Below are 26,243 nucleotides of genomic sequence, written 5' to 3'. Positions count from 1 at the left end.
TCTTTGTTTAGAACGAATCTAAATAAGAAAGAAATGAAATTAGAAAATTCAATCTCTAAAAGTATCGCTGTAGGTACTTTTGATGAAACTTATATCGAAGACGGCTTTTTTTTACTTACCTGCAAGAATGATAGTGATAACGTTCAAATATTAGAGCGCGAGATTGATAGTAGCTACATTCAATTTCATTTTTGTACCAAAGGCAGTGCTGCGTTTGTATTTAATAAAGGCACCTATACTTTAAATATTAATGAAGAAACCTCTTTACTTTTATATAATCCACAACGCGATTTACCGATTCATCTCGAATTAAATTCGCATTCATGGTTAGTCTCTTTAGTCATCTCTATTAAAAAATTTCACACCTTATTTTCTAGAGACGCCAACTACGTCACTTTTTTAACAGAGGATAATAAAGATAAGAAATACTATAAAGATGGACGTATAAACCCTTCCATGTCTGTAGTGTTGAATCAGTTAATCAGTTTTAATTTAAATAGCTCCATTAAATCGTTATACTTTAAAGGAAAAGCTTATGAATTATTAAGTCTGTTTTTTAATAGAAGTGAAGACGCAGATATTGAACAATGTCCGTTTTTGGTAGATGAGGTGAATGTAGTAAAGCTTAAAAAAGCAAAAGATATCATTATTGCTAATATGGCTGAACCTCCAACATTACAAGAGTTAGCCGACCAAATAGATTTAAGCTTAAAAAAACTAAAAGAAGGCTTTAAACAAATTTATGGTGACTCTGTATTTAGCTTTTTGTTCGATTATAAAATGGAAGTGGCGCGTAAACTTTTGGAGTCTGGCGATTACAACGTTAATGAAGTTGGACTAAAAGTGGGTTACAGTACAGGAAGCCATTTTATTGCTGCTTTTAAAAAGAAATTTGGGACGACGCCTAAGAAGTATATTATGGGTTCGAGTTAAATATTTTGATAGTGAATTAATTACAGTTCCTGATTTTGTGTGATGCCTTGAAAGCCTAATAGTTCCAATTCTGTGATAACAGATATAAACAGTTGTTTTTCATTGAGCAGTTCTGCTAATGTTTCCGCACCATTTAATAAATAAAGTAGGATGTTTGTATCCAAAAAAAAGCTTATTCCCACTCATCACGAAGGTTTTTTTGTGCACTTAAAGCATCTTTCTTTAAATCAATTTTTCCGATGAATTTATAAGCATCAATTCCTTTTGGCTCTAAGTTTTCCGCTAATTTTTCTAAAACACGTTTTATACTCTTTCTAGACGCACCTTATTTTAAAGTGGCTACTCTAACCATTTTTGTTTTTTTAAAATAAGGTTAATGAATATTATTTAAAAGACATATTAATAATCATAATACCCACCACCTCCACTAGGCGTTACACGTTTACGGTCTTTATAAATCGCTAAGTTTAGGATTTCTGCATATTGTTCTTCACGTTCTTTTGTCTTATCTACTAACGTACCGTAGTTTTCAGATTTAGAATAAAAATCGACAACCAACTGATTGGGATCTTTTGGCTTTATAAATGAGATGTAGTGTAAGGCTTCTATTTTACCAGAATATTCATCGTCTTTATCAATTTGAAAGAAATACATCACTGCATTTTTGCCCTTATCGGTTATAAAATTTCGCTTAAATAGAAATGTGATCGAGTCCTTTTCTTTTTCAAAATTAGCGTTAGATAACAGTTTTGATTTTGCAAATTGTTGTTGACTAATGCCTATTGATTTTAGTTTCGTTAATAGTTTTTCTTCATCTAATTTTTCTAAAATTAAGTACTGATTCTCTTTATCCTCTAAGAGTTTTTCGGTGAGTTCTTTCGGAATAGCTTCTTCTGCTTTGGTTAGTAAAACATAATATTTTGCTAAGGCTATTTTATCGTCTACATTCAGTAATTTTTCAAAGAAATCTTGTGCCGAACGTTCTTTTCTGTAAGGAAAAATAAGTCTTACATAAGTCGATAAATTTTGAGAATAAGAATTGTAACCATAATCTGTATTCCCTAAGGTGCGTTTTACCTCAATTTTACCATCATTAATGAGCTGATTCTTGTATTTAGAATAGGTTTTGAGCTTTATAAATCCGCTATCTTTTACGCGTGCCAATAAATTATATAGAGGTTGTTTGTATTCGGTGACTGTAGCATATTCTAGTATTTTAGGAAAAAGAGAAGCTTTTAGGTTTAAAGAATCTTTATCGTAATAATTGTAAAAGATACTTCCAACATTGGCTAGAGGTAGATCGCGCTCCATTAACTCTAGGGCTATTTTATAAGACGCTTTGGCATTAGAATCGAGTAAGCCTTCTAAAATTGTGGTTTGAATCTGTGGGTCGGAATAACTCTCACGATACAGTGTTTTTATAAAAGGTAAGTTGTTTTTAAGATCTATTTCAATGAGCTTTTTTATGAGATGCGATTTTATATTTAAACGTTCTTTATCGAATTCAAAATCCTTAAGAACCGTCACAATCTCATTACTATTTTGTTTTTTAAACTTAATGAGATTGTAAGATTCTAAAACAATACTGTCTTTGGCGCGTAAGGCTTCAAAAAATAATTGCGTTTTATCATCTAACACGTTTTTACCTAAAAGGGTGTCTTTTGGTTGAAATGAATCGTAGAATTCAGTAACAAAAGCAGAAGGACCACTTAAAGAATCAACCAAGGTTTTTAATTCGAAAAGCACTCCTTGTTTTAAAACATTCTTAACCAACACTTGTTTTGAACTTGCCGAATCTGTATAACTAAAACTATTGGTATAAATATCATCTGTTTTTGAAGACGACCGATTTGCAATACGAAATGCTTTTTCACCTTTATAATAACGTGCTCTATAATTTACTTTGTTTTCTAAGTTTTTCCAGAGGCTATCCACAGAATGAAACATTTGCAAATCATGAAACTTAGTTCTAGAGATCATAATTTCTTCATTAGCGTCAGTAGTGTACTTCGTTTCTTTTAGGGTTTGTTCGTAGGCTTTGGGTTTTTTATTACTCCCATAATTATATGGATTTGGTGCAGGTGCTTTGCCTATAGTTTTAACCCTAAAATGCAATGACGTATCTATTACTTTTTCAAAACCTTTGTAATCTGTTTTGTTGAATTTAAAGGATTTAAAAAATGATGTCTTGTCTGTTGTATTTGTGCCTACATAACCAAGTAAATAGTAGCTGCCATCTTTTACAATAGTTTTAAGATGTAAATTTTTGTTGGCTACTGAATCTAACACAGCATAAGATTCATACGTTTTATAATCACCTGCTTTAAAACCTCCGTTAGCTTCAGTTAACTTGTAGTTTTTATATAAGGCATGATGAAAATATTTAGCCTCAAAACTGTCTTCTTCGATATAGGTAATGTCATTTAAAACCGCTTCTTGCACAAAATAATAGGCCTCATTTTTATAGCCTTCTAATAATTTTTTGCCGTAATTATGCATGTTACTAGAAACATAGTATTCAGGGAAATTAACTTGAAACTTTTTATTTGGCGACACTAATAATTTTGAACTATCAGACGGACGTTTCAAACGCACAGAGTTAAAAATTTCAGCTTCATGTTTCAATACAAAATCACTACGACCGGCAAATTTGATTATAATAATTTCTAAAGGTGTTTGGTAAATATGATATTTTTGAAACTCTCCTTTTTTCGTTTTATTTACAATACTAATGCCTGGATAAGGCGTTGTTAGTGTTTCTTTTTTAATGATATCACCAGGAATGTCTTCGTATAATAGATGATCAATTTCTTTTAGTGTAATCGGTTCTTTTTCGTTGGGTAAATAGATAAAACGACTAATTCTGTTAATGGTTAAATAGGCACCATTTGTCATGTCTGGATCTAAGTAATACTTCTGTCCACCGTACGAAAACTCACGTAAGGTATCGTAAGTGTTTAAGCTCATAAATCCATCAGGTGATTGGTGTAATTGCAATTCCGGATTTACAAATAAGCTATCGAGTTTTATCTTTTCAGTTTTGCTGTAATCTGTTTGTTTAGACGTTAGAGATTTCACCTTGTAGCCTCTTTGTCGCAACATATTAATCATACCTTGTTCACCAGGCAAATGCGCAGCACCAACACCAGCAAAAACAGATTTAGTAGGCATTAATTCTTCGAGAGAAATTACCATGTTTTCATTACGAATAAATAGCATATTTTCTCTGTAAAATTTAGTATTTACTCCAGCTCCAATAGAATCTAACAGGTCTAAATTTCTGTCGCGATATAAGTTTTCTTGAATTAAATACGCATTCTCTTTAGCATATAATTTTTGCACCCAAGGATCGACTTCTTTTTTATTAGCATTGTAGGCTGCTTTGGTTGTTAAATATCGCGACTCTGCTAAATCTTCTAAACCATATATCTTTTTATTGTTTTTCTTTCCAGCTTGAAAAATAAACATGTCTAAATACGTTTCTTCTTCAAAATTATCTGAAGAATTACTTTTTCTGTACAAGTAGGCATTAACGGCATTATTATCCATTCTTATAGAACTTCTAATCGCCATTTCTTCAGGATGCGATAATTTAAAGAGGTTGGTGTAAAAATCACTACTGTAATTATTGTAAGATGCCATCTGATTCAGCATCATATCATAATTAAAACCAGGCCAAGTGGTAGGGTCAGATTCTAATGCAATGCACTCACTTTCATTTAAAGCTTTGTAGAATACATCATCTAAGCGAAAGGCGACCTTTTTACTAACATGCATTGTGCCGTAAAGATAAGAGGCCTTTTCGAGTCCATTTCCGGTAATTTCCCAAAGTAAACTCTGATATTTTTGTTGTGAGAAAGCGGTTATGGTAATGAGGGTAGAGAGTATAAAGAGACTTTTTTTCATATTAACAGTTCATCAAGGCTTGTAAAGATATTTAATTCTTAGAAATAGTACTTAAGAATCCGTTAAACTCTAAAAGAAATCCTTGTCAGATGAGTCGGTTGTTAGTTCTATAACTTAAAAAGACGTAAAATATTTGCTGATGGTAGCATAACTAAAATCGATGTTAACGATGGTCAACTATTCTATTTAGAGTTGTATTTTTGTTTTTGAAAATGGAAATTAAAAGTATCTATTATGAGATACTGAAATAAATTCAGCATGAAAGGAATTTTATTAGTCAATTTGGGCTCGCCAGATAGTCCAGAACCAAAGGATGTAAAAAAGTACTTAGGTGAATTCTTAATGGATGAGCGCGTTATCGATGTGCCACTTTGGGCACGCACGCTTTTAGTAAAAGGAATTATTCTAAATACAAGACCAAAGCAATCGGCTAAAGCTTATAAAAAGATTTGGTGGGAAGACGGTTCGCCATTAATTGTATTATCTGAAAGACTTCAAGAAAAAGTACAAGAAAAAGTAGAATATCCTGTGGCATTAGCCATGCGTTACGGAAGTATGACGATTAAAAACGGCTTGCAAGAATTGGTTGATAAAGGGTGTACAGAAATCAAAACAATTCCTTTATATCCACAATTTGCGATGGCAACCACAGAAACTATTGATGTAAAAATAGATGAATTGGTGGCAGCGCATTTTCCAAATGTAACCATTACAAGAACTGCTGCGTTTTATAAGCGCGAAGATTATATAAACGTACTTTCTAAAAGTATTGGTGAAACCCTAGATACATTAGATTACGAACACATTTTATTTAGTTATCATGGAGTTCCAGAACGTCACATTCGTAAAAGTGACGTTACAAAAGGCAACTGCAAAATGGATGGCAAGTGCTGTTTTAAAAAGGGCAGTGAGCAACACGAATTTTGTTACCGTCACCAATGTGAGATTACGACAGTAAACGTGGCTAAAAAACTAGGTTTAAAAAACGGAACGTATTCTACTACGTTTCAATCGCGATTAGGTTTTGATCCATGGTTAACACCGTACACAGACAGAACTATTGAAAAAATGGGTAAGGCAGGAACCAAAAAAATGGCGATTGTAACACCTGCTTTTGTAAGCGATTGTTTAGAGACTTTGGAAGAAATTGCGATGGAAGGCGAAGAAATTTTTCACGAAGTAGGAGGTAAGGAATTTACAGTGATTCCATGTCTTAATGAGCGTGAAGATTTTGCACAAGTACTTACTAATATGGTTGAAGAATGGGCGCATACTGAAGCATCAGTAACGGCTTAATGGCAAAAATAGCATCTCAAGATTTAGGCACTGAACCTATCGGTAAATTACTGATTAAACAAGCCGTACCAGCATCTATTGGTATTTTGGTGATGTCTCTTAACATCTTAGTTGATACTATTTTTGTTGGCAATTGGATTGGTTCTACAGCCATTGCAGCCATAAACGTGGTATTGCCTGTGTCGTTTTTTATTGCGGCTTTGGGTATGGCCATTGGTATTGGAGGTTCTTCCATCATATCGCGAGCTTTAGGTGCTGATAATAAGGTAAAAGCGCTTAAAACGTTTGGAAATCAATTGACGCTAACGTTTTTATTCACCGTGTCATTCGCCATATTTGGATTGTATTTTGTAGATACTCTAATTCCTGCTTTTGGTGGAAAGGGCAACATTTTTGAGCCTGCAAAAATTTATTACGAAATCATTCTTTATGGAGTTCCTGTTTTAGGCTTCGTTATGATGGGAAATACCGTTATTAGAGCAGAAGGAAAACCGAAATTTGCCATGTATGCCATGATGATTCCGTCCGTTGGGAATTTAGTATTAGATTATCTATTTATCAATGTTTTGGATTACGGAATGGCAGGAGCAGCTTGGGCTACAACGGGTTCTTATATTGTGTCGTTTGTGTTTATATTTTGGTATTTTTTATCTAAAAATTCAGAATTAAAAATCAACAGTTCTCATTTTGCATTAGATAAAATTATTGTTTCAGAAATTGGGTCGTTAGGTTTTGTAACATTAACCAGACAAGCGGTGGTTAGTGTAACGTTTTTATTAGTCAACAATGCACTTTTTAATTTTGGAGGTGAAACGTCTGTAACCGCATATGCTATTATTGGGAGATTGAGCATGTTTGCATTATTTCCGATTTATGGCATTACACAAGGTTTTATTCCTATTGCAGGTTATAACTATGGGTCAAATCAATATGAACGCGTTAAAGAATCCATATTTACAGCCATTAAATATGCCAGTATTTTAGCAACGATTGTATTTGTGAGTCTAATGCTGTTTCCTGAAGTTATTACCAAATGGTTTACAACAGATGTCGATGTGATAAATATGACGCCAAACAATATGCGACTGGCTTTTGCAGCTGTACCAATTTTGGCCTTACAATTAATTGGTGCTGCCTATTTTCAGGCTGTTGGTAAAGCGTTGCCAGCACTTATATTAACACTGACAAGACAAGCCATTTTCTTTATTCCGTTAATGTATATTTTACCTTTATATTTTGGGGAATTAGGCATTTGGATTGCATTTCCAATTTCAGATGTACTTTCAACAGTGGTAACCGCTTACTTTTTACATCGTGAGGTAAAGTTAAATTTATTGACCAAAGCAGATAAATAAGATATAATCCGTAATTTTAAGATTGATTAACCAACCACTTTTCAATATGAAATCTTTATCCATTATTTCAGTTTTACTATTCTCTTTTTTCAGCTTAAACTTGCAAGCACAAAATTTTCAAGAATCCGATTACGATGCCTTGGAGTATCGCCTTTTGGGACCTTTTAGAGGAGGACGAAGTGCTGCAGTAACCGGAGTGCCAAATCAACCTAATTTGTATTATTTTGGAGCCACAGGAGGTGGTATTTGGAAAACAACCAACGGAGGTCGTCAATGGGAAAATATTTCAGATGGCTTTTTTGGCGGAAGTATTGGTGCCATAACCGTTTCTAAAAGCGATCCTAATGTAATTTATGTAGGTGGTGGTGAAAAAACCGTAAGAGGAAATGTCTCTTCAGGTTACGGTATTTGGAAAAGTGAAGATGCTGGTAAAACATGGAAAGCCTCAGGATTAAAAAACTCAAGACATGTGCCACGTATTGCGGTGCATCCTACAAATCATAATATTGTTTACGCAGGTGTTATGGGTAATCTTTACAAGCCCACAGAAGAACGTGGAGTTTATAAAAGTATTGATGGAGGAAAAACGTGGAAGAAAACTTTATTCTCAAACGCACATGCTGGTGTTGTCGATTTAATTATGGATCCTACAAACCCAAGAGTGTTGTATGCCTCTACTTGGCGCATCAACAGAACACCATACAGTTTAAATTCTGGTGGAGAAGGTTCTGCCTTATGGAAAAGTACCGATAGTGGTGAAACATGGACGGAAATTTCAACCAACAAAGGATTTCCTGAAGGCACTTTAGGAATTATTGGAGTTACAGTTTCACCTTTAAATAGCCAACGCATTTGGTCGATTATAGAAAATAAAGATAAAGGTGGCTTATACCGAAGTGATGATGGTGGCGACACATGGACGCAAGTCAATAGCGAACGTAAATTGCGTCAACGTGCTTGGTATTACACACGACTTTATGCAGATACGGAAGATGTCAATACCGTTTATGTATTAAATGTACGTTACCATAAAAGTACAGATGGAGGTAAAAATTTCAACACGTATAATGCACCTCACGGAGATCATCACGATTTATGGATTGCACCAGAAGATCCAAAACGCATGATTATTGGAGACGATGGTGGAGCACAAGTCACTTACGATGGTGGCGAGACATGGAGTACGTACTACAATCAACCCACCTCGCAGTTTTACAGAGTAACCACAGATAATGCATTTCCATACCGAATTTATGTGGCGCAACAAGATAATTCAACCATTAGAATTCCCCACAGAACCGATGGAAGTGCCATCACAGAAGATGATTGGGAAAGCACGGCTGGAGGTGAATCTGCTCATATTGCGGTAGATCCAAAAGATAATGATATTGTTTATGGTGGCAGTTACGATGGCTTTTTAACGCGAAAAAATCACAAAACAGGAACGGTTAGAGCCATAAATGTTTGGCCAGATAACCCAATGGGTCACGGAGCAGAAGGTATGAAATATCGCTTTCAGTGGAATTTCCCGATTATATTTTCGAGACACAATCCAAACCGATTATACACCTTTTCGCAACACGTGCATGTTACTGAAAATGAAGGCCAATCTTGGGATATTATTAGTCCGGATTTAACGCGAAATGATCCTGAAAAATTAAAATCATCAGGTGGTCCAATTACGCAAGATAATACGTCAGTAGAATATTATTGTACCATTTTCGCAGCCAACGAATCACCATTAAAAGAAGGCTTACTTTGGGTTGGTAGTGATGATGGTTTAATTAATGTCACGCAAGACGGAGGAAAAACATGGACCGATGTGACACCTAAAGGTATGCCAGAATGGATGATGATTAACAGCATTGAACCAAGTGCGTTTGATGAAGGCACCTGCTACGTTGCCGGAACAAAATACAAAACTGGCGATTTTGCACCTTACTTATACAAAACCACTAACTACGGAAAGAGCTGGACGAAAATAACCAACGGCATCAACGAAGAGCACTTTACAAGAGTCCTGAGAGAAGACCCAAAACGAAAAGGCTTATTATATGCTGGTACCGAAACAGGCATGTATATATCGTTTAATGACGGTAAAGACTGGAAACCGTTTCAACTCAATTTACCAATTGTGCCTATTACAGATGTAACGATTAAAGATAATAATCTCATTGTAGCAACACAAGGAAGAAGCCTTTGGATGATTGATGATTTATCTGTGATTCACCAATTATACGATGCAGATTTAAGTAAAAACCTGTTGTTTCAACCAAAAGACACCTACAGAATGCGAGGTGGAAGTAGAAAAGGAAGTAAAACGAATGGAACCAACCATCCTAACGGTGTGATGACGTATTTCAATTTGAAAGATTTAAAAGAAGACGATAACGTATCCTTAACCTATTTTGATACTAAAGGAGATACGATTAAGACCTTTTCAACTTCAGATAAAAAGAACAAACTAAAAGTTAAGAAAGGAGCCAATCAATTTGTTTGGGACATGACGTATGATGGCGCAGAAAAGTTAGACGGTATGATTTTGTGGTGGGCAAGTTTAGATGGTCCAAAGGCTATTTCAGGAACCTATAAAGTGAGTTTAAATGTAAATGGAAACCAACAAGCGCAACCCTTTACAATTTTAGCAGATCCTAGAGCAGAAAGCACGCAAGCCGATATGCAAAAGCAATTCGATTTTATTGAAGACGTGAATAAAACCATGGATGATGCACACCAATCCATCAAAAAAATACGAGCAGTCAACAAACAACTTGGAGCATTTCAAAAACAATATAAGGATGATGAAACTGTAAAAGAATTGGTTGAAAAAGCAAAAGCTTTAGAAGCGCAACTTTCTACTATTGAGAAGGAACTCTACCAAACCCAAAACAGAAGTGGGCAAGATCCTTTAAACTTTCCGATTCGATTAACTAATAAATTAGGGCATTTAAATTCGTTAGTGCGAATGGGAGATTTTGCACCAACCGAACAAGACATTGCTGTAAAAAATGAGTTATCGGCAAAAATAGAAACGCAATTAAAAGCGTTTAATACCATTTTGAATGATGAGGTAAAAGCGTTTAATGCTGCGTTTAATGCGAAGCAGTTAAATTATTTATTTGTTGAGGATTAGAAATGTCTTATCTAGTACAGAGACCTCACAGGTTTTCAAAACCTGTGAGGTCTTTTTTCAAAATTAAATTATCATGGAATACTACAACTACATAAAATCATTACACCTCATATTTGTCATTACATGGTTCGCTGGCTTGTTTTACATTCCCAGGTTATTCGTGTACCAAATCGAAGCCTTTCATAAACCCTCGCCAGATAAAGAAATTTTAGGCAAACAGCTTAAACTGATGTCAAAACGATTATGGTTTATTATTACGTGGCCTTCGGCAATATTAGCTACATTATTTGCTATTTGGCTCATGATTTTAATGCCAAGTTGGTTTCAACAAGGTTGGATGCATGTAAAACTTAGCTTCGTGCTTTTATTATTTATTTACCATTACCAAACCCATATCTATTACAAACAACTACAAAATGATGTGGTAAAAAAAACATCGAGTTTTATGCGTATTTGGAATGAAGGAGCCACATTCATCTTATTTGCCGTTGTATTTTTAGTCATTTTAAAAAGCACTATCAATTGGATTTTTGGTGTCATCGGCATCGTAGTTTTGGGTGTTTTAATTATGCTAGGTTTCAAACTTTATAAAAATGTACGTGCTAAAAATCCAGAAGCGTAAATAAATCCTAAGGTCTAAATCCCAAATTTGAACGGTCGGAATTTTGTTTTTGGAATTTGAGATTTGTGCTTCGCACTTTTGGACTGATTATTGCTATATTTAAAACTTCATATCTAAATGAGAACATTGCCATTGCCAAGTGAATGTCTATGATTATAAAACGCCTGTCCTTAAGAGCCCGAATATTTGTAGCCATGATACTTTTGGTGTTATTGGCTTCTGTTTTAATAGCTGCCGTAACCATTTATCAATATAACGAAGAAGCTAAGGATTATCACAGAGAGCGTTTAGAGCGCAAAGAAAAAGCCATACGAAGTAGTATTAATTTTGCTATTAGAGAAACGACTTATCCTGTAACTACAGAAAATATTCCACTTATTTTTAAAGATGAAATTTTTGACATCGATGCCATTCATAACCTTCAAATTAACCTTTACGATTTAGAAGGTCAATTGCTTAAAAGTTCTAAAAGAACCATTCAAAGAGATTCAACAGAACAATGCTTAGATGCTGAAATATTGAACCAGTTATCTAATACTTTAGAGCATAGGTACGTTGTGAAGAATCAAGAAAACGGACAAACATTTCAATCATCTTACACGTATTTAACGGATGAAAAATTTAAAACTTTAGCCATTTTAAATTTGCCCTATTTAGAAAATGATGATTTTTTAAATAGAGAGTTACAAGAATTTTTAATGCGTTTGGGTTATGCTTATTTAGTGATGATCTTAGTGGCTATTGGTTTGGCCTATTTTATTTCGAAATACATTACCAAATCACTAAAAACGATTAGTGATAAGATGAATGAGATTCGATTGGAAAAACGAAACAAGAAAATTCAAATTGAATCGTCTAGCGAAGAAATAGAAAATTTGGTAAATTCTTATAATAGCATGATTGATGAGCTCGAAGCCAGTGCTGTAGTTTTAGCAACCAATGAGCGTGAGCAAGCTTGGCGCGAAATGGCAAAACAAGTAGCACACGAAATTAAAAATCCGCTGACACCAATGCGATTAACGGTTCAGAGTTTTCAACGAAAATTTAATCCTGAAGACGAAAACATTCACCAAAAAGTAAAAGAATATAGCAACACGTTGATAGAACAAATTGACACCATGAGTTCTATTGCTTCTGCATTTTCAAATTTTGCTAAAATGCCAGCACAGAAAAGTGAGGTGCTTAATGTGGTACAAATTGTAAAATTATCGCTCGATATTTTCAATGAAGACTATATTGAATTCAATTCCGAAACCGAAGAAATCATTGCTAAATTCGATAGAACACAACTCATTAGAGTCGTCACTAATTTAGTTAAAAACGGAATTCAGGCTATGCCAGAAGATTCAGAAAATCCTAGAATTAATGTGCGTGTTTTTAACAAAGGCAATAATGTAAATATTACGATTGAAGATAACGGTTCTGGAATTTCAGAGGAAACGAAGTCTAAAATATTCGAACCAAAATTTACGACTAAAACTAGCGGAATGGGATTAGGATTGGCCATGGTAAAAAACATTGTGGAAACTTATAACGGAAGTATTACCTTTACTTCTCAATTAGGAAAAGGCACAATTTTTACGGTTATTTTTCCTGTAGACCAAATTCCTGCGAAGGCAGGAATCTCATAGTAAAGTAGCAATAGCCTTGGTTATTACCAGCAAGTTTGCAAAGATATTTTTAAGAAATAAATAATTTTCCATATCATTCAATGGAATGAAAAATAAACAGATTCCCTTCCGATAGCATTCGGAATCGGATAAAAAAACAAATAGATTCTCACTTTCGTGGGAATTAAAAACACATAACAATGAATTACGAAAACATACTATCCAAAACAACCAACGGCATTACAAGCATTACTATCAACAGACCTAAAAAGTTGAATGCCTTAAACAAGGCAACAATTGAAGAATTACATGAAGCGTTTAAAGCTGCAGATAAAGATAAAAACACCAAAGTCATTATTATTACCGGAAGTGGTGATAAAGCCTTTGTTGCAGGCGCAGATATTAGCGAATTCGCCGATTTTAACGTCAATGAAGGAGGTAAATTAGCAGCACAAGGTCAAGCTATATTATTCGATTTTGTTGAAAATTTAAAAACACCAGTAATAGCAGCTGTCAACGGTTTTGCGCTTGGAGGAGGACTAGAATTAGCCATGGCTTGTCATTTTAGAATAGCAAGTAGTAATGCCAAAATGGGATTGCCAGAAGTGTCACTTGGAGTGATACCTGGCTATGGAGGCACGCAACGTTTACCGCAATTGGTTGGTAAAGGTAGAGCAATGGAAATGGTAATGACAGCAGGTATGATTGATGCCAACCAAGCTTTAAGCTACGGTTTGGTAAATCATGTGGTCGAACCAGACCAATTAGTACCATTAGCCGAAAAAATTGCGAGCAAAATAATGCGCAATTCCTCAGTGGCTATTGGTAAAGCGATTAAAGCCATTAATGCCAATTATACAGATGGCAAAGACGGTTATAAAGTAGAAATTAAACAATTTGGAAAATGCTTTGGTACGGAAGATTTTGTGGAAGGCACAACCGCTTTTTTAGAGAAGCGTAAGGCTGAGTTTCCTGGGAAGTAATCATGATACTATTGTGATGATGAGGTATTAAAATACCTTTTAAAAATCAATGTATCTACTAATTTATAAATAAAGTAAAATGGTGTCATTAAAATGAAAGTCAGCACAATTAATGGACTCATGAGTATAAGCTGAATGACGTATATTTTATGCATAATTTTAAATTTTTAATTGATATCAATATTTTAATAGTGATGTTTTGCTAGGCTTTATTTTAGCTACACGTATGTGTTGTTTTAATACCAGAATAGAATTTACAAACAAAAAAAGGTGGGTTCTCTAAAATCCACCTTTTCAACTAAATTAACTAATTATATAAATAACAATTTATATTCTAAAGTTTTCTACAAACACACGATTGTTTGTAGTAATTACGGCTTGGTATTCGCCTTTAAGCGATGTATCTAGCTTGTAAACACGATTTAAAACGTCATTTCCTTTCACAGTTTCTGTATGGATGCTTTCGCCTTCGTAATAAAGTTCTACAACCATCTCTGTAGTATCGAGCGCCAATTTTGAAATAATTACTCGTGCATTTTTAGATCTAAATACAGGCTTATAAATGGTTTGGTTAGCATCTTCAATAAACGTCACTTGGTTATTTTTCACAGCTACCGCATTAATCTTTATTTCAAAATCTTTATTGATTTCAACGGTATAAACACCATTCTTTAATTGTGAAAAATCGTATAGATTTTTAAGGTTTCCATTGTAATTGGCATAACCACTGTAAACGACTTTACCTAAAGCGTCCGATACGGAAATGTAATCTCCCTTACTCACTTTGCTAACAGTTGGTATTTTTTCTACTGTTGTTGTTGCGTAGCTTGTGTACGTTCCTAACATCACAGCTAATACTAAAATGTTTTTCAATATAGTTTTCATAATATTTTAAGTTTTAATTTAAAGCTGCAGTTGTTATTTTAGTTTACAACTTCCGCTTTAAACGATTTGATAGGGCAAATTTAGAACGACTTCACGGTTTAGAAAACAAGGATTTTGGCATATTTGTGTTCAAAATTAACCCTACGGTTATTTAAATATTATATTTAGGTTAAAATAGAATATAATAATGGTAATTGTATATAGATTTTAATTCTGATTAGGTGTAACTTTGAAGTGTGATATAAGCTATGAATACAAGAAAGCCGACATTAGAAAAAATAAGTCCAGAATTTGGAAGTTCAATTTTAGTTAGAAAGCATAAAATTGATGCCTATAAAGGAGAAACAAAACCTTTTTGGCATTTTCATCCAGAGATTGAATTGGTTTATGTGAATAAAGGTCAAGGTAAACGACATATCGGAAATCATTTATCATACTTTAACAATAGTCAACTGTTACTTATTGGTTCTAATTTACCACACAACGGTTTTACAGATCGCTTAACTATTAACGGTTCTGAGACTTTAGTGCAGTTTAAACCCGAATTTTTAGGGCATCATTTTTTTGATATTCCAGAAATGGAAAATATTAATCTTTTGTTTGAGCGTTCTAAAAAAGGTATTTTATTCGGAATAAAAACGAAGAAAAAATTAGGTAGTAAAATTGAAAAGTTAAACGAAAAAGAAGGCTTTAAAAAAATACTGATTCTTCTTGAAATTCTTCACGGTTTAGCAAAATCTGAAGATTACACCTTACTTAATGCAGATGGTTTTGCTTTTGAAACGGAACCACAAGACAGCGCTAAGATTGATGTCATCTTTAAGCATATCAATCAGAATTTTCAAGAACATATAAGCTTAGACGAGATTGCTGATAAGGTGAGTATGACGGTTCCTGCCTTTTGCCGTTATTTTAAAAAAGTAACGGGTAAAACATTTACCAAACTGGTTAACGAATATAGAGTGGTGCATGCTACCAAATTGTTGTCTGAAAGCCAAATGAGCATTACCGATATTAGTTTTGAATGTGGCTTCAATAATTTTTCGCATTTCAATAAGTTGTTTAAAGAATTTACAGGAAAAAGTGCCTCTAAATATAGAAGTGAATTAAAATTAATGCTGCAATAAATAATCTAAACATATTATGGACACTAAAATAGATATTGCAATAGCCTATTATACAAAGCAAGGTGAAGAGATTCTTAAAACGGTCAATGAAAGTTCAAGTTTAACAGCTGATGAACTGATTAGCTATGGAGAAGAAATGGCTATTATTGAATATAAATTAACAGCTCTAGAAGTTGCTAAGGAGAATTAGGTACTGATGTGAATTTTAAATTAATAATTAAGCGTTATAATTTAAATCACTTAAGCCTTATATTTGCGCACTAAATTAAAATCAATATTATATTATGAAATTAAAATTTTTATCATTGTTCTGTTTGTCGTTAGTTGTTTTTATGAGTTGTGAGGACTCTGCCTCAGAGGAGTTTGATGACGCTAATCCTGATGCGGTTGCAAGATTGATTGAAACTGTAGCTGTAGTATCTGCACAAGACCCTTCAGAAAACACAACAATTACAGTTAATTATGATGCTAATAATAGAGTGTCTTCTATTACAGATGGTGTTGATAGCAGTATTTTTGTTTACAGTAATAATGAATTAAGTAATATTAGTGGACAAGGCGATAATCTTAATATTGAAGAATTATATGAATCTCCTTATAATGCATTCGAAACTGGAGAAGTAACGCAGTATGACGATAACGGAAACCCTACTACAATTACATTTTACGAAACTGAGTATGATTGGTCTAGTAACACGGACATTGAATTAGAGTACACAGCTGAGATCACGTACGATGCTAATCCTAATCCGTATTTTTACACAATGCAGGCAGCAGGTATTATTGCTGTTTTAGATAATGTAGAGTTAAATTTAAGCATGAATCCTACTAGTGCAGAAGTGATACAAGCCAGATTATTATTACCTTTAAATAATATTGTAAGTATTAGTTACAAAGATGAAAACGGTGAGTTAGTTTTTAATTTAGCAGCAGATTATGTTTATAATAGCGACAACTATCCAGTTTCTGGTACAGTAACAGGAACAAGTTATGACGAAGATTTTGACGGACAACCAGAAACAGAAACCAGTATTTATTCAGCGCAATACACGTACAGAAACTAATTAGAGGTTAACTATTAGCCATTAAAAAAGTGCCATTAGGATTAAATTTTCTAGTGGCACTTTTTTATTTTTTTCCTTCCCACTCAGCATAAAACTGTTTCAAAAAACCTTCCATATACTTATGGCGTTCTAAGGAAATTTGCTTTCCAGTTTTGGTATGCATTTGGTCTTTTAGCAGTAATAATTTCTCGTAAAAATGATTAATCGTTGGTGCGCTAGCGGCTTTGTATTCAGCCTTAGTCATGTTGAGGTTTGGCGGAATTTCAGGATTGTAAAGTGGTCGGTCTTTAAAACCACCATAATTAAAACAGCGTGCAATACCAATAGCTCCAATAGCATCGAGCCGATCTGCATCTTGTACTACTTCCATTTCTTTAGAGCTGAATGATGGATTTAAATCAAATGAATTTTTAAAAGACATGTTTTCAATAATCTGAGTCACATGCTCTATAATTTCACTATCAACATTGTGTTTTAAAAGAAACGTACTTGCTACTCTTGGCCCAATAGTTTCATCTCCGTTATGAAATTTAGAATCCGCAATATCGTGTAATAAAGCTGCTAAAGACACAATGGTAAGATCTACATTTTCATGTTTTGCGATCAATAATGTGTTTTTATAAACCCGTTCAATATGAAACCAATCGTGACCACCTTCAGCATGTTGAAGTTCGGTTTTAACGAAGTCTATGGTGGCTTCTATGAGTTGAGCGTCGGAAAGGGTCATGCTAAATATTTATGCAGGATCTACCCATTTAAATTGAAATGAATTTTCAGGGATTTTAACACGTTCCGATAAACGATACATACGTGGAGGTAATTTCATTAAATAATCTCTGGCTTTTTCAGCCTCTTCGTTTAAGCCTTTAATATTACCAATATCCCAACGGTCAATTAGTTTTTGTAAAATATCGACGTAATCGTTAGAGGTATAGACACCAATACGTTGTGCAGTGTTTGAAAACTCTTCGAAAGCCGTACCGATTCTATCTCCGGATTCTCTTAAGAAATGGGCTGGCATGGCAATTTTTCGTTTCATCATATCATGAAAAGCCATCATCATCTGACTCGGATCTACCGTAAAAATACGTTCCACAAATTCTGAATAAGCATGGTGGTGACGCATTTCATCTCCAGAAATAATCTTACACATTTTTGCCAATTGTTTATTGCCTTTTTGCTTTGCAATTTTAGCCACACGATTGTGAGACACATAGGTGGCGAGTTCTTGAAAGCTGGTGTACACAAAGTTTTTATAAGGATCTCTGTCGGTACCAATATCAAAACCATCGTTAATTAAATATTGTGTGGTTTTTTCAATTTCGCGCATATTTACACGTCCAGAGAGGTAGAGGTATTTGTTTAAAACATCACCATGGCGATTTTCTTCGCCTGTCCACTGTCGTATCCATCTCGACCAACCGTTGCCTTCTACTTGGTCTATACCTTCAACGTCCATAAGCCAAGATTCGTAACTTGGTAAGGCTTCTTCGGTAATCATATCTCCAACTAAAACCACCCAAAAATCATAGGATAATTCTTTAGAGAGTTCTCTGATTTCTCTAACGTCTTCGTAAAATGATTCTTTTGTAGAGTCTGGCAAAAAATCGGTAGGTTGCCAGATATCTTCAACCGGAATTAAGTATTTTTCAATAAGAGCATCAACATCTTTTTCGAGATGCTTCATCACTTCTAATCTTACATTTTTTAACGACATCTTCAGGGTTATTTTAGCGGTCATTTGTCAATAGCAGCAACAATGGTTTGTTCAACTTGCCGAATTAATTCGTTCTTATCCGTAAAGTTAATAATTTCTAAGGGCTTATGCACCGTAAATTTCATATGATTTCCGATGCCTAACGGAAATTTTCCATAGCGTAATATCTTCCAAGAATTATTTACAGTTATAGGCACAATAAGTGCTGAAGGTATTTTTTTCATCAACATTTCTAGGCCTTTGGTTTTAAACGGTTTTGGTGTACCGTCTTTACTTCTGGTGCCTTCAGGAAATATGACTGCTGCACGTTTGGTGTTTTCAATATATTCTCCAAATTTTAGCATTGCAGGTAAGGCTTGTCTTGGATTTTTTCGATCTATTAACACAGAACCTCCATGACGCAGGTTAAAGGATACACTTGGCACTCCGCTTCCGAGTTCTTTTTTAGAAACGAATTTCACATGGTGTTTGCGCATGTACCACATTATAGGTGAAATATCATGCATACTCTGGTGATTCGCCACAATAATGATTGGTTTATCAGTAGTAATATTGTAGGGATTGTAAAATGAAATTCTGGTACCTAAAAGATTAAGGCAACGCATTAGAAAAAATTGTAAGGTATCTACCGTATGTTTTAAACCTTTATACCCAAATACCTTAAAGTTAAACCACTGAATAGGATGAAAAATAACTAAACAAGTCCCAAAGCATATGTAGTATACAACAGAAAGCGGATAGGATAGTAGTTTTCTCATATCACAAATTTAAGTCAATGCGGATTATACACAAAAAAACCACGAGGTATTTCGTGGTTTTTAAATTTATGTCTTATAGTTTTATGCTTAGCAATGTGTATTATAAGCATCCATAAGGTTTTCTGAGATTAACTCTGCAGGACGACCTTCAATATGGTGACGCTCTAACATATGTACCAATTCTCCGTCTTTAAATAAAGCCATACATGGCGAACTTGGAGGAAAAGGTACCATGTGTGCTCTTGCTGCATCAACCGCCTCTTTATCTACACCTGCAAAAACGGTAACGATATGATTTGGTTTTTTTGCATTCTCTAAACTCATACGAGCACCAGGTCTTGCATTTGCTGCGGCACAACCACACACTGAATTTACAACCACTAAAGTTGTACCTTCTTTTGCAATGGCATTATTTACAGCTTCTGTGGTATGTAATTCTTCAAAACCAACTTTGGTTAAATCCTCACGCATTGGTTTTACTAATTCTGCTGGATACATATTTTTTAAATTTTAATTAATCTTTTTTTAATCCGATAAATATCGAAATGCAAAGATAATGAAAATAAGTCGGCAGTCTATAGTCTTCAGTAAGCAGTTTGAATTATGGTATTTTGGTTTTCAATGGTAAAAAAAAGGTATTATCTACTAAATGTGAGTAAGAACCCATCAAAAGCAATGCCTTCATCTAACACAAGTTGTGACGAGGTTAACGTTGTAATTTCATAGCTAAAGGTCTCTGTGACTAATTGACTATCCTCACCTGTTGTGGAAAGTACCTGAAAATTGTAAGTACCAGAAGGTAAGCCATCAAAAATAACATTAGTGGTATTGTTATTTGTTACTGTAAATTCTAAGAAATTTTCATTAAAATCCCAAGTAATCAAGCCTACTTCAAAATCATCATCAATACCAGCAAAACCACCAGAAACATTGACTAAAGACCAAGGCCCAATAAGAGTTGGCTCGCTATTTTGTGCTGCATCGTCATCGTTATTGCAACTGAATAGGAAGAGTACTACTATTAAAGTAAACAAGCGCGTTTTCATAATTATAAAGGATTGATGATCTCTATTAAGATACAATTTTAAACAAAAGGTTGCGTACTAATCGTAACAAAATACACTTTCATCTTACTAACAAATAGTATATTTGAATTCTATAAAATAAAGATACATGAGTTTTGCAAAATGGGTTGGTGGTGCTATAGGTTGGTCTTTTGGAGGTCCAATAGGTGCTATTATAGGATTGGCGATAGGTAGTTTTGTCGATAATTTAAAAATTGGTGAGACGCCTTTACTTGGCGATCGTCAATCAAGTGGGCAGCGCAGAACCTATCGTAAACAACCAAATTATGGTCAGCAACGCTCTAAGCCCAAAACACAGTCGGGAGATTTTGAAGTGAGCCTTCTAATTTTAGCCTCTATTGTCATTAAAGCCGATGGCAAACAAGATCAACGCGAACTAGATTTTGTACGTCAGCAGTTTACCAATATGTATGGTAAAGACAGAGCTAATAAAGCGTTTGAACTGTTTAAACGCATTACCAAACAAAATATATCTACACGTCAGGTTTGTACGCAGATCAAACAAATGATGGATCATGCATCGCGTTTACAATTACTTCATTTTTTATTCGGAATTGCGAAAGCGGATGGCCTCGTTACTGAAGACGAAATACGACAGATTTACACCATAACAGGCTATTTAGGTATCAGTAGTAGAGATTACGAAAGTATTAAAGCCATGTTCTACAACAGTAGTGATAACGCTTACATTATTCTCGAAATTGAGAAGTCTGTATCAGATTCTGAAGTTAAAAAAGCTTATAGAAAAATGGCTAAAAAGTACCATCCAGATCGTGTTGGGCATTTAGGTAAAGAACATCAAGAAGGTGCAGAAGCTAAGTTTAGGCAAGTGCAAGAAGCTTATGAGCATATTCAGAAAGAGCGTGGGTTTAAGTAGTATTATTTAAGTTTTTTATTTTTTTGTTGCTTATCAATATATTTAAAATAGCGCTGTGTTTTATATCTGTTATATAACCATACAAATACTGCAAATACGGCAAAAATCATTAATCCCCCTTGCCCAATTAAATAGTTAAATAGTTCCATAAATTCATCTTATATGCTCACTAGTCGCTATATTTAATTAAAACTTTCTTTTCGTTTTTTTAAATTATTGAGGTGACCTTTTTAGAAAAATGATTACCACTATAAATGAACGGAATTCATAATTCGTAAATCCATTCACCCTCTAAACAAAAAGAAATCATCTTTCATATCTTCAATCTGCGCATCTTCGTTGGTAATGATATAATCAATGGCTTTTGAGGTAAATTCATCACCTTTTTTGGTTAGTGACACGACGCTGTTTTCAATATGAATCATATTATTTTTTTGGGCTAAATCCAGAACCGTTTGAGAGCGTACTTTTTGCCAATTGATATGCTCGTTGAGGTGATTGACGTGTCGCTCTTCAATTTCATCATGATTTTTTAGGTGTAATAAAAAGGTGAGTAAAGAGACTTCGGTACGTTGCTGTTTTTCTCTATACATAACGGCAATAATCCCTTTTGAAGGCGCAAATAAATAAACCAATAAAAATACCAAACCTAAAACCGTTGTAATGGAGCCAGCAATGGATGCATCTAACCAATGTGCGACCCAATAACCCATAATAGCACTAAAAATGCCAAAAATCACCGCTAGAACTAACATTTTCTTTAAATCTGTAGTGAGCAAATAGGCAGCAGCAGCGGGAGCAATCATTAATGCAACGACTAAAATAGCACCAACCGCATCAAAAGCACCAACAGTGGTTACTGAAGCCACTGACATTAATCCGTAATGAATAATCGCTGGTGAAAACCCTAAGGAGGCTGCCAAACCTTTATCGAACGTACTTACTTTTAGTTCTTTAAAAAAGAGTATTAAAAGGGTTACGGTAATTAATAGAATCGTGCCAACCACCCAAAGCGATTTTGGACCAACATCTGTGCCTGTAATAAGTAACCTATCAAATGGTGCAAAGGCTAATTCACCAAGTAAAACGGCATCCACATCCAAATGAACATCGTTAGCATTTTTAGCAATCATAATCACACCAATACTAAACAAAGCAGGAAACACTAAGCCTATGGCTGTATCTTCTTTTACCAAGCCTGTTTTTTGAATGTACTCGACTAAAACTACGGTTATGATTCCTGTTAAAGCAGCTAAAAGAATTAATAAAGGTGAATTTAAATCTTGCGTAATAAAAAACCCAACAACGATGCCTGGTAAAATAGAATGGCTAATGGCATCACTGATCATGGCCATTTTTCGGAGCACTAAAAACGTCCCAGGAATGGCACAGGCAACAGCGACTAAGCTTGCAATAATTTGTATTTCTAGTTGTGCGCTACTCATCTTCTGTAGATTGTTTAGTATAGAGGTTCGCAGCAGTTTCGAAACCAGTTTCAGTTAAATTCCACATATGACCATTTAGCTGTACATAATTTTTGTCCACTAATTTTTGAAGTGTACTTTTTGTATAGCCTTGAAAATTATTTAAAAGTTTAATAGCGTGTGGATGCGAAATATCGTCATGCGTTTCGGCAATATGATGCATAAAAGCTAAGGTTTTGTGTAATTCTAAATCGCGTCGGTTTTTAATAAAACGGATTTGTTTAAATAGTAAGCCACGACTCGGCGAAAATATAAATGAGAAGACTACAAAAACAGCAGCAACTAAAACGATGACAGGTCCAGTAGATAAATTATCCTGACTTGCACTAATTGCTGTACCAAAAATTCCTGAAAACGCTCCAAAAATTGCCGCTAAAAACACCATAACCGATAAACTGTTCGTCCATTGTCTTGCCGCAGCAGCAGGTGCTAAAAGCATAGCACTCATTAAAACGACACCTACGGTTTGTAAGCCTAAAACAATAGCTAAAACAATAAATGTGGTGATAAGAATATCTATAAATTTGGTATTGAAACCGAGTGTTTTAGTATAGTCAGCATCGAATAGTAAGATTTTAAATTCTTTCCAGAAGGTGAGCATTACCATGAGGCAAATTCCGGTAACAATGGCCATCATCCAAACATCACTTTCAACTAAAGTAGCAGCTTGCCCAAAAAGGTATTTATCTAATCCAGCTTGGTTGGCGTTGGGTTGTTTTTGAATAAACGTGAGTAATAACATGCCGAATCCAAAAAATAAAGATAGTATTAAACCTAAAGCCGTATCGGATTTTAAATGAGTTTTCGTTACGATGCCTCTAATCCAGAATGTACCAATTAAACCACTAACTAAAGCTCCGAGAAGTAAGGTGTTGCTGTCTTTTGCGCCAGTAATTAAAAATGCAATGGCAATGCCTGGTAAAGCAGCATGAGAAATAGCGTCTCCTAATAAGCTTTGTTTTCTGAGCACAGCGAAACTGCCTAACATGCCTGTAACAGCGCCTAGTATGGCTGTACCAAGCGTTATGGTTCTAAGGGTGTAGTCTGTAAAGACGAGTTGTATGTATTCTGTTATGTCTATGATCCTTGTGTTTTAGACCTTACAGGTTTTCAAAACCTGTGAGGTCTTTTACGATTACATTATTTCATTTAACTTTTAATAGGTGTGCAAATCTCTATAAGAAACCCATTAAGATCTCTCAAGTAACCTACTTTTTGTACCCAAGATTTTTCAACAATTGGTTCATATTCAATAGCACCAGCATCTATTGCTTTTTTGAAATCGACTTCAATAGTTTCTGTGGTAAATGCCATTTCAACTCCGTTTGGTTTTTTAGTAGCGTCTAATGTTTGAAACCCTTTTTCGAAGTTGGATTGTCCTAATACATTTGAAGCAAAAGCAATGGTGGTTTCACCTGAAATTAATTCGCCATAGTCATGTTCTGGTGTGATAAATTTCTTTTGAAACCCGAAAGCATTTTCATAGAAACTGATGGTTTTTTCAACATCATCGACGTATAGAATGGTATAGGCGTATTTCATATGTTTGTTAGTCCTGCAAAAGCAGGAATCTATTTTTAAAAGTTTGCAGATGTATTTTTGAGATTCCTGCCTGCGCAGGAATGTATCATTCCTGAATACTCACCTTATAATTAATTCCATAAGTCTTCGTTAAATTATCATCATTAAAAATATCTTTTACAGGACCTGTGGCAATTTTTTTCACGTTTAAAAAGGTGACCCAATCAAAATATTCAGGAACGGTTTGTAAATCGTGATGCACTACAATAACGGTTTTTCCGGCTTTTCTCAGTTCTTTCAAAATATTAATAATCGCGATTTCTGTTGTAGCGTCAACCCCTTGAAACGGTTCATCCATAAAATAGATAGACGCATTTTGCACCAAAGCTCTAGCTAGGAATATGCGTTGTTGCTGCCCTCCCGAAAGCTGACTTATTTGTCGGTTTTTAAACGCGAGCATGCCTACTTTTTCTAAGGCTTCGAGTGCTGCTTTTTTTTCTTTTTGTCCAGGGCGTTTTATCCAACCCAAACTGCCATAAGTTCCCATTTTGACGACATCTAAAGCTGTGGTTGGAAAATCCCAATCTACACTTCCTTTTTGTGGTACATAAGCAACTAGTTGTCTTTGCTTTTCGTAGGGTTGGTCGTAAATAGTAACACTACCAGCAATAGGTTTTAGTATGCCTAAAATTGCTTTTATAAGGGTCGATTTTCCTGCACCATTTGGGCCAACGATAGCCATAAGAACACCTTCGGGAATTTCTAAATCAATATCCCAAAGTACAGGTTTGTAGTTGTAAGCGACGGTTAAATCGTCAACTTTTACAGCTATGACTCCTGCCGAAGTTGAGGTCTCACTACTGAAACGCTTGTCTTCTGTTTTTTCTTTGGAGTTTTTATTCATATCAAATTTAGATATATTTCAAGAGATTCTTGCCTGCACCACACTTAGCGTAGCGCGTTAATAATCGTCTTAATATTATAACGATACATGCCAAGATAAGTGCCTTCAAGGGTACCTGCATTACCAAGTGCATCTGAGTATAGCGTACCACCAATGACTACCTCATGATCTTTAGATTTTACGGCTTCTTGCAAGGCTTCAATAGTACGTTTAGGTACAGAACTCTCAATAAAGATGGCCTTAACTTCATAAGCGATGATAAATTCTGCTAATTTTTGTACGTCTTTTACTCCAGCTTCAGTTGCGGTAGATAAGCCTTGTAAGCCTACCACTTTAAAACCGTAAGCCTCACCAAAATAGTTAAAGGCATCATGCGCTGTAACTAAGATGCGTTTTTCGGGTGAAAGATTTTCAATAGCACCTTTTATATCGTCTTGTAATTTTTCTAATTCCGCTAAGTAGCGTTTTTCATTCGCTCGAAAAAGTTCTGCATTTTCAGGATTTTTTTCACACAATACCATACTAACTTTTTTGGCAAATTGTTTGTAAAAGTCAATATTGAACCACACATGAGGATCGTAGTTTGAAGCAAAATATTCTGAACCAATAAGTTTGTTTTTATCCAAACTTTCTCCTAATGCAATAGGTGTTTTAGTAGCACTTCCCATTTTTTCAAAAACTTCAACAAGTTTGCCTTCTAAATGTAAACCATTGTAAAAAATAATATCTGCATTCACCAATTTAGTGACATCACCTTCACTTGCTTTGTATAAGTGCGGATCGACTCCGCTTCCCATTAAACCTTCAACATGTATAGCGTCTCCACCAATATTTTTTACGAGATCCGTAATCATGGTTGTTGAGGTGACGACGTTAAGTTTACCGTCAATTTTGGTTTCATCCTTACAGCTAAAAAGGACAGTGATTAATACGAGTATGATAATTTTATGTTTCATTGTATTCAAAAATTGTAGTTTGTTTTG

24 protein-coding genes are annotated in these 26,243 nt (G+C 34.6%); 11 read left to right on the top strand and 13 right to left on the bottom strand.

The window, feature by feature from the left end; all coding sequences use genetic code 11:
- The first annotated feature begins 33 nt into the window (after nucleotides 1-33).
- Nucleotides 34-933: a helix-turn-helix transcriptional regulator gene (locus AB8B52_RS08380; protein WP_406027070.1), complete on the top strand. Its 900-nt coding sequence runs from the start codon at nucleotides 34-36 to the stop codon at nucleotides 931-933.
- A 20-nt stretch (nucleotides 934-953) separates the two neighbouring features.
- On the opposite strand, the gene AB8B52_RS08375 is transcribed toward AB8B52_RS08380, so the two are convergent.
- Complete coding sequence (locus tag AB8B52_RS08375; protein WP_406027068.1) at nucleotides 954-1,097, bottom strand: hypothetical protein; 144 nt, start codon at nucleotides 1,095-1,097, stop codon at nucleotides 954-956.
- A gap of 235 nt (nucleotides 1,098-1,332) precedes the next feature.
- Nucleotides 1,333-4,839 (bottom strand): TraB/GumN family protein, encoded by a 3,507-nt coding sequence (locus AB8B52_RS08370; protein WP_406027066.1) that lies wholly within the window; start codon nucleotides 4,837-4,839, stop codon nucleotides 1,333-1,335.
- A 258-nt stretch (nucleotides 4,840-5,097) separates the two neighbouring features.
- Between AB8B52_RS08370 and hemH the strand changes: the two genes are divergently transcribed.
- From hemH to AB8B52_RS08340, 6 genes are all read left to right on the top strand, one after another.
- On the top strand, nucleotides 5,098-6,135 hold the full coding sequence (gene hemH / locus AB8B52_RS08365) for a ferrochelatase (RefSeq protein WP_406027064.1): 1,038 nt from the start codon (nucleotides 5,098-5,100) through the stop codon (nucleotides 6,133-6,135).
- Nucleotides 6,135-7,490, top strand: coding sequence for an MATE family efflux transporter (locus tag AB8B52_RS08360; protein ID WP_406027062.1), 1,356 nt, complete (start codon nucleotides 6,135-6,137; stop codon nucleotides 7,488-7,490). Before hemH ends, AB8B52_RS08360 begins: the two co-directional genes overlap by 1 nt.
- 46 nt (nucleotides 7,491-7,536) lie before the next feature.
- Nucleotides 7,537-10,623, top strand: a complete 3,087-nt coding sequence (locus tag AB8B52_RS08355) for a glycosyl hydrolase (protein ID WP_406027060.1) — start codon at nucleotides 7,537-7,539, stop codon at nucleotides 10,621-10,623.
- Between the two features lie 73 nt (nucleotides 10,624-10,696).
- On the top strand, nucleotides 10,697-11,245 hold the full coding sequence (locus AB8B52_RS08350; protein ID WP_406027058.1) for a CopD family protein: 549 nt from the start codon (nucleotides 10,697-10,699) through the stop codon (nucleotides 11,243-11,245).
- A gap of 149 nt (nucleotides 11,246-11,394) precedes the next feature.
- Entirely contained in the window at nucleotides 11,395-12,876 is a 1,482-nt protein-coding gene (locus AB8B52_RS08345; RefSeq protein ID WP_406027056.1) for an ATP-binding protein, read from the top strand.
- 179 nt (nucleotides 12,877-13,055) lie between these two features.
- A complete protein-coding gene (locus AB8B52_RS08340; protein ID WP_406027054.1) occupies nucleotides 13,056-13,838 on the top strand; it encodes an enoyl-CoA hydratase/isomerase family protein in 783 nt (260 codons plus the stop codon).
- Nucleotides 13,839-14,165: 327 nt separating this feature from the next.
- Here AB8B52_RS08340 and AB8B52_RS08335 read toward each other — a convergent pair whose 3' ends face one another.
- Complete coding sequence (locus AB8B52_RS08335) at nucleotides 14,166-14,723, bottom strand: hypothetical protein (protein ID WP_406027052.1); 558 nt, start codon at nucleotides 14,721-14,723, stop codon at nucleotides 14,166-14,168.
- A 248-nt stretch (nucleotides 14,724-14,971) separates the two neighbouring features.
- Here AB8B52_RS08335 and AB8B52_RS08330 point away from each other — a divergent pair, with 248 nt between their 5' ends.
- The 3 genes from AB8B52_RS08330 to AB8B52_RS08320 all read left to right on the top strand — a co-directional run bounded on the left by AB8B52_RS08330 (nucleotide 14,972) and on the right by AB8B52_RS08320 (nucleotide 16,914).
- Nucleotides 14,972-15,850, top strand: a complete 879-nt coding sequence (locus tag AB8B52_RS08330; RefSeq protein ID WP_406027051.1) for an AraC family transcriptional regulator — start codon at nucleotides 14,972-14,974, stop codon at nucleotides 15,848-15,850.
- Between the two features lie 16 nt (nucleotides 15,851-15,866).
- The gene (locus tag AB8B52_RS08325) at nucleotides 15,867-16,040 is read left to right on the top strand and encodes a hypothetical protein (protein ID WP_406027049.1); all 174 of its coding nucleotides are present in this window, start codon (nucleotides 15,867-15,869) and stop codon (nucleotides 16,038-16,040) included.
- Nucleotides 16,041-16,134: 94 nt separating this feature from the next.
- Nucleotides 16,135-16,914, top strand: a complete 780-nt coding sequence (locus AB8B52_RS08320; protein ID WP_406027047.1) for a hypothetical protein — start codon at nucleotides 16,135-16,137, stop codon at nucleotides 16,912-16,914.
- A 64-nt stretch (nucleotides 16,915-16,978) separates the two neighbouring features.
- Here the strand turns inward: AB8B52_RS08320 and AB8B52_RS08315 are convergent, their stop codons facing one another.
- From AB8B52_RS08315 to AB8B52_RS08295, 5 genes are all read right to left on the bottom strand, one after another.
- The gene (locus AB8B52_RS08315; RefSeq protein WP_406027045.1) at nucleotides 16,979-17,641 is read right to left on the bottom strand and encodes an HD domain-containing protein; all 663 of its coding nucleotides are present in this window, start codon (nucleotides 17,639-17,641) and stop codon (nucleotides 16,979-16,981) included.
- A 9-nt stretch (nucleotides 17,642-17,650) separates the two neighbouring features.
- Nucleotides 17,651-18,631, bottom strand: coding sequence for an acyl-ACP desaturase (locus tag AB8B52_RS08310; RefSeq protein WP_406027043.1), 981 nt, complete (start codon nucleotides 18,629-18,631; stop codon nucleotides 17,651-17,653).
- A gap of 20 nt (nucleotides 18,632-18,651) precedes the next feature.
- Complete coding sequence (locus tag AB8B52_RS08305) at nucleotides 18,652-19,389, bottom strand: lysophospholipid acyltransferase family protein (protein WP_406027041.1); 738 nt, start codon at nucleotides 19,387-19,389, stop codon at nucleotides 18,652-18,654.
- Between the two features lie 87 nt (nucleotides 19,390-19,476).
- Complete coding sequence (locus tag AB8B52_RS08300) at nucleotides 19,477-19,887, bottom strand: BrxA/BrxB family bacilliredoxin (protein WP_406027040.1); 411 nt, start codon at nucleotides 19,885-19,887, stop codon at nucleotides 19,477-19,479.
- A 140-nt stretch (nucleotides 19,888-20,027) separates the two neighbouring features.
- Nucleotides 20,028-20,435, bottom strand: a complete 408-nt coding sequence (locus tag AB8B52_RS08295; RefSeq protein ID WP_406027038.1) for a hypothetical protein — start codon at nucleotides 20,433-20,435, stop codon at nucleotides 20,028-20,030.
- 127 nt (nucleotides 20,436-20,562) lie between these two features.
- Here AB8B52_RS08295 and AB8B52_RS08290 point away from each other — a divergent pair, with 127 nt between their 5' ends.
- Nucleotides 20,563-21,351 carry a TerB family tellurite resistance protein gene (locus AB8B52_RS08290; RefSeq protein WP_406027036.1) on the top strand — a complete coding sequence of 263 codons (789 nt, stop codon included), beginning with the start codon at nucleotides 20,563-20,565 and terminating at the stop codon, nucleotides 21,349-21,351.
- A gap of 284 nt (nucleotides 21,352-21,635) precedes the next feature.
- Here the strand turns inward: AB8B52_RS08290 and AB8B52_RS08285 are convergent, their stop codons facing one another.
- The 5 genes from AB8B52_RS08285 to AB8B52_RS08265 form a co-directional block, all read right to left on the bottom strand.
- On the bottom strand, nucleotides 21,636-22,796 hold the full coding sequence (locus AB8B52_RS08285) for a metal ABC transporter permease (RefSeq protein WP_406027034.1): 1,161 nt from the start codon (nucleotides 22,794-22,796) through the stop codon (nucleotides 21,636-21,638).
- The gene (locus AB8B52_RS08280; RefSeq protein ID WP_406027124.1) at nucleotides 22,789-23,916 is read right to left on the bottom strand and encodes a metal ABC transporter permease; all 1,128 of its coding nucleotides are present in this window, start codon (nucleotides 23,914-23,916) and stop codon (nucleotides 22,789-22,791) included. Before AB8B52_RS08280 ends, AB8B52_RS08285 begins: the two co-directional genes overlap by 8 nt.
- 68 nt (nucleotides 23,917-23,984) lie before the next feature.
- Entirely contained in the window at nucleotides 23,985-24,377 is a 393-nt protein-coding gene (locus AB8B52_RS08275; protein WP_406027032.1) for a VOC family protein, read from the bottom strand.
- Nucleotides 24,378-24,462: 85 nt separating this feature from the next.
- The gene (locus tag AB8B52_RS08270) at nucleotides 24,463-25,260 is read right to left on the bottom strand and encodes a metal ABC transporter ATP-binding protein (protein WP_406027030.1); all 798 of its coding nucleotides are present in this window, start codon (nucleotides 25,258-25,260) and stop codon (nucleotides 24,463-24,465) included.
- 44 nt (nucleotides 25,261-25,304) lie between these two features.
- The gene (locus tag AB8B52_RS08265) at nucleotides 25,305-26,216 is read right to left on the bottom strand and encodes a metal ABC transporter solute-binding protein, Zn/Mn family (protein WP_406027027.1); all 912 of its coding nucleotides are present in this window, start codon (nucleotides 26,214-26,216) and stop codon (nucleotides 25,305-25,307) included.
- Nucleotides 26,217-26,243: the final 27 nt, after the last annotated feature.

It is taken from the genome of Winogradskyella sp., from assembly GCF_045105575.1.
Lineage (GTDB): Bacteria > Bacteroidota > Bacteroidia > Flavobacteriales > Flavobacteriaceae > Winogradskyella.
The sequence above is the reverse complement of the archived record's forward strand: the minus strand, read 5'-3'. Positions and strand labels throughout refer to the sequence as shown.

What these genes read in the sequence shown, in the direction of transcription:
- AB8B52_RS08380 (WP_406027070.1), top strand. Translation starts at nt 34, where the DNA reads ATGAAATTAGAAAATTCAATCTCTAAAAGTATCGCTGTAGGTACTTTT.
- AB8B52_RS08370 (WP_406027066.1), bottom strand. Translation starts at nt 4,839, where the DNA reads ATGAAAAAAAGTCTCTTTATACTCTCTACCCTCATTACCATAACCGCT.
- hemH (WP_406027064.1), top strand. Translation starts at nt 5,098, where the DNA reads ATGAAAGGAATTTTATTAGTCAATTTGGGCTCGCCAGATAGTCCAGAA.
- AB8B52_RS08360 (WP_406027062.1), top strand. Translation starts at nt 6,135, where the DNA reads ATGGCAAAAATAGCATCTCAAGATTTAGGCACTGAACCTATCGGTAAA.
- AB8B52_RS08355 (WP_406027060.1), top strand. Translation starts at nt 7,537, where the DNA reads ATGAAATCTTTATCCATTATTTCAGTTTTACTATTCTCTTTTTTCAGC.
- AB8B52_RS08350 (WP_406027058.1), top strand. Translation starts at nt 10,697, where the DNA reads ATGGAATACTACAACTACATAAAATCATTACACCTCATATTTGTCATT.
- AB8B52_RS08345 (WP_406027056.1), top strand. Translation starts at nt 11,395, where the DNA reads ATGATTATAAAACGCCTGTCCTTAAGAGCCCGAATATTTGTAGCCATG.
- AB8B52_RS08340 (WP_406027054.1), top strand. Translation starts at nt 13,056, where the DNA reads ATGAATTACGAAAACATACTATCCAAAACAACCAACGGCATTACAAGC.
- AB8B52_RS08335 (WP_406027052.1), bottom strand. Translation starts at nt 14,723, where the DNA reads ATGAAAACTATATTGAAAAACATTTTAGTATTAGCTGTGATGTTAGGA.
- AB8B52_RS08330 (WP_406027051.1), top strand. Translation starts at nt 14,972, where the DNA reads ATGAATACAAGAAAGCCGACATTAGAAAAAATAAGTCCAGAATTTGGA.
- AB8B52_RS08325 (WP_406027049.1), top strand. Translation starts at nt 15,867, where the DNA reads ATGGACACTAAAATAGATATTGCAATAGCCTATTATACAAAGCAAGGT.
- AB8B52_RS08320 (WP_406027047.1), top strand. Translation starts at nt 16,135, where the DNA reads ATGAAATTAAAATTTTTATCATTGTTCTGTTTGTCGTTAGTTGTTTTT.
- AB8B52_RS08315 (WP_406027045.1), bottom strand. Translation starts at nt 17,641, where the DNA reads ATGACCCTTTCCGACGCTCAACTCATAGAAGCCACCATAGACTTCGTT.
- AB8B52_RS08310 (WP_406027043.1), bottom strand. Translation starts at nt 18,631, where the DNA reads ATGTCGTTAAAAAATGTAAGATTAGAAGTGATGAAGCATCTCGAAAAA.
- AB8B52_RS08305 (WP_406027041.1), bottom strand. Translation starts at nt 19,389, where the DNA reads ATGAGAAAACTACTATCCTATCCGCTTTCTGTTGTATACTACATATGC.
- AB8B52_RS08300 (WP_406027040.1), bottom strand. Translation starts at nt 19,887, where the DNA reads ATGTATCCAGCAGAATTAGTAAAACCAATGCGTGAGGATTTAACCAAA.
- AB8B52_RS08295 (WP_406027038.1), bottom strand. Translation starts at nt 20,435, where the DNA reads ATGAAAACGCGCTTGTTTACTTTAATAGTAGTACTCTTCCTATTCAGT.
- AB8B52_RS08290 (WP_406027036.1), top strand. Translation starts at nt 20,563, where the DNA reads ATGAGTTTTGCAAAATGGGTTGGTGGTGCTATAGGTTGGTCTTTTGGA.
- AB8B52_RS08285 (WP_406027034.1), bottom strand. Translation starts at nt 22,796, where the DNA reads ATGAGTAGCGCACAACTAGAAATACAAATTATTGCAAGCTTAGTCGCT.
- AB8B52_RS08275 (WP_406027032.1), bottom strand. Translation starts at nt 24,377, where the DNA reads ATGAAATACGCCTATACCATTCTATACGTCGATGATGTTGAAAAAACC.
- AB8B52_RS08270 (WP_406027030.1), bottom strand. Translation starts at nt 25,260, where the DNA reads ATGAATAAAAACTCCAAAGAAAAAACAGAAGACAAGCGTTTCAGTAGT.
- AB8B52_RS08265 (WP_406027027.1), bottom strand. Translation starts at nt 26,216, where the DNA reads ATGAAACATAAAATTATCATACTCGTATTAATCACTGTCCTTTTTAGC.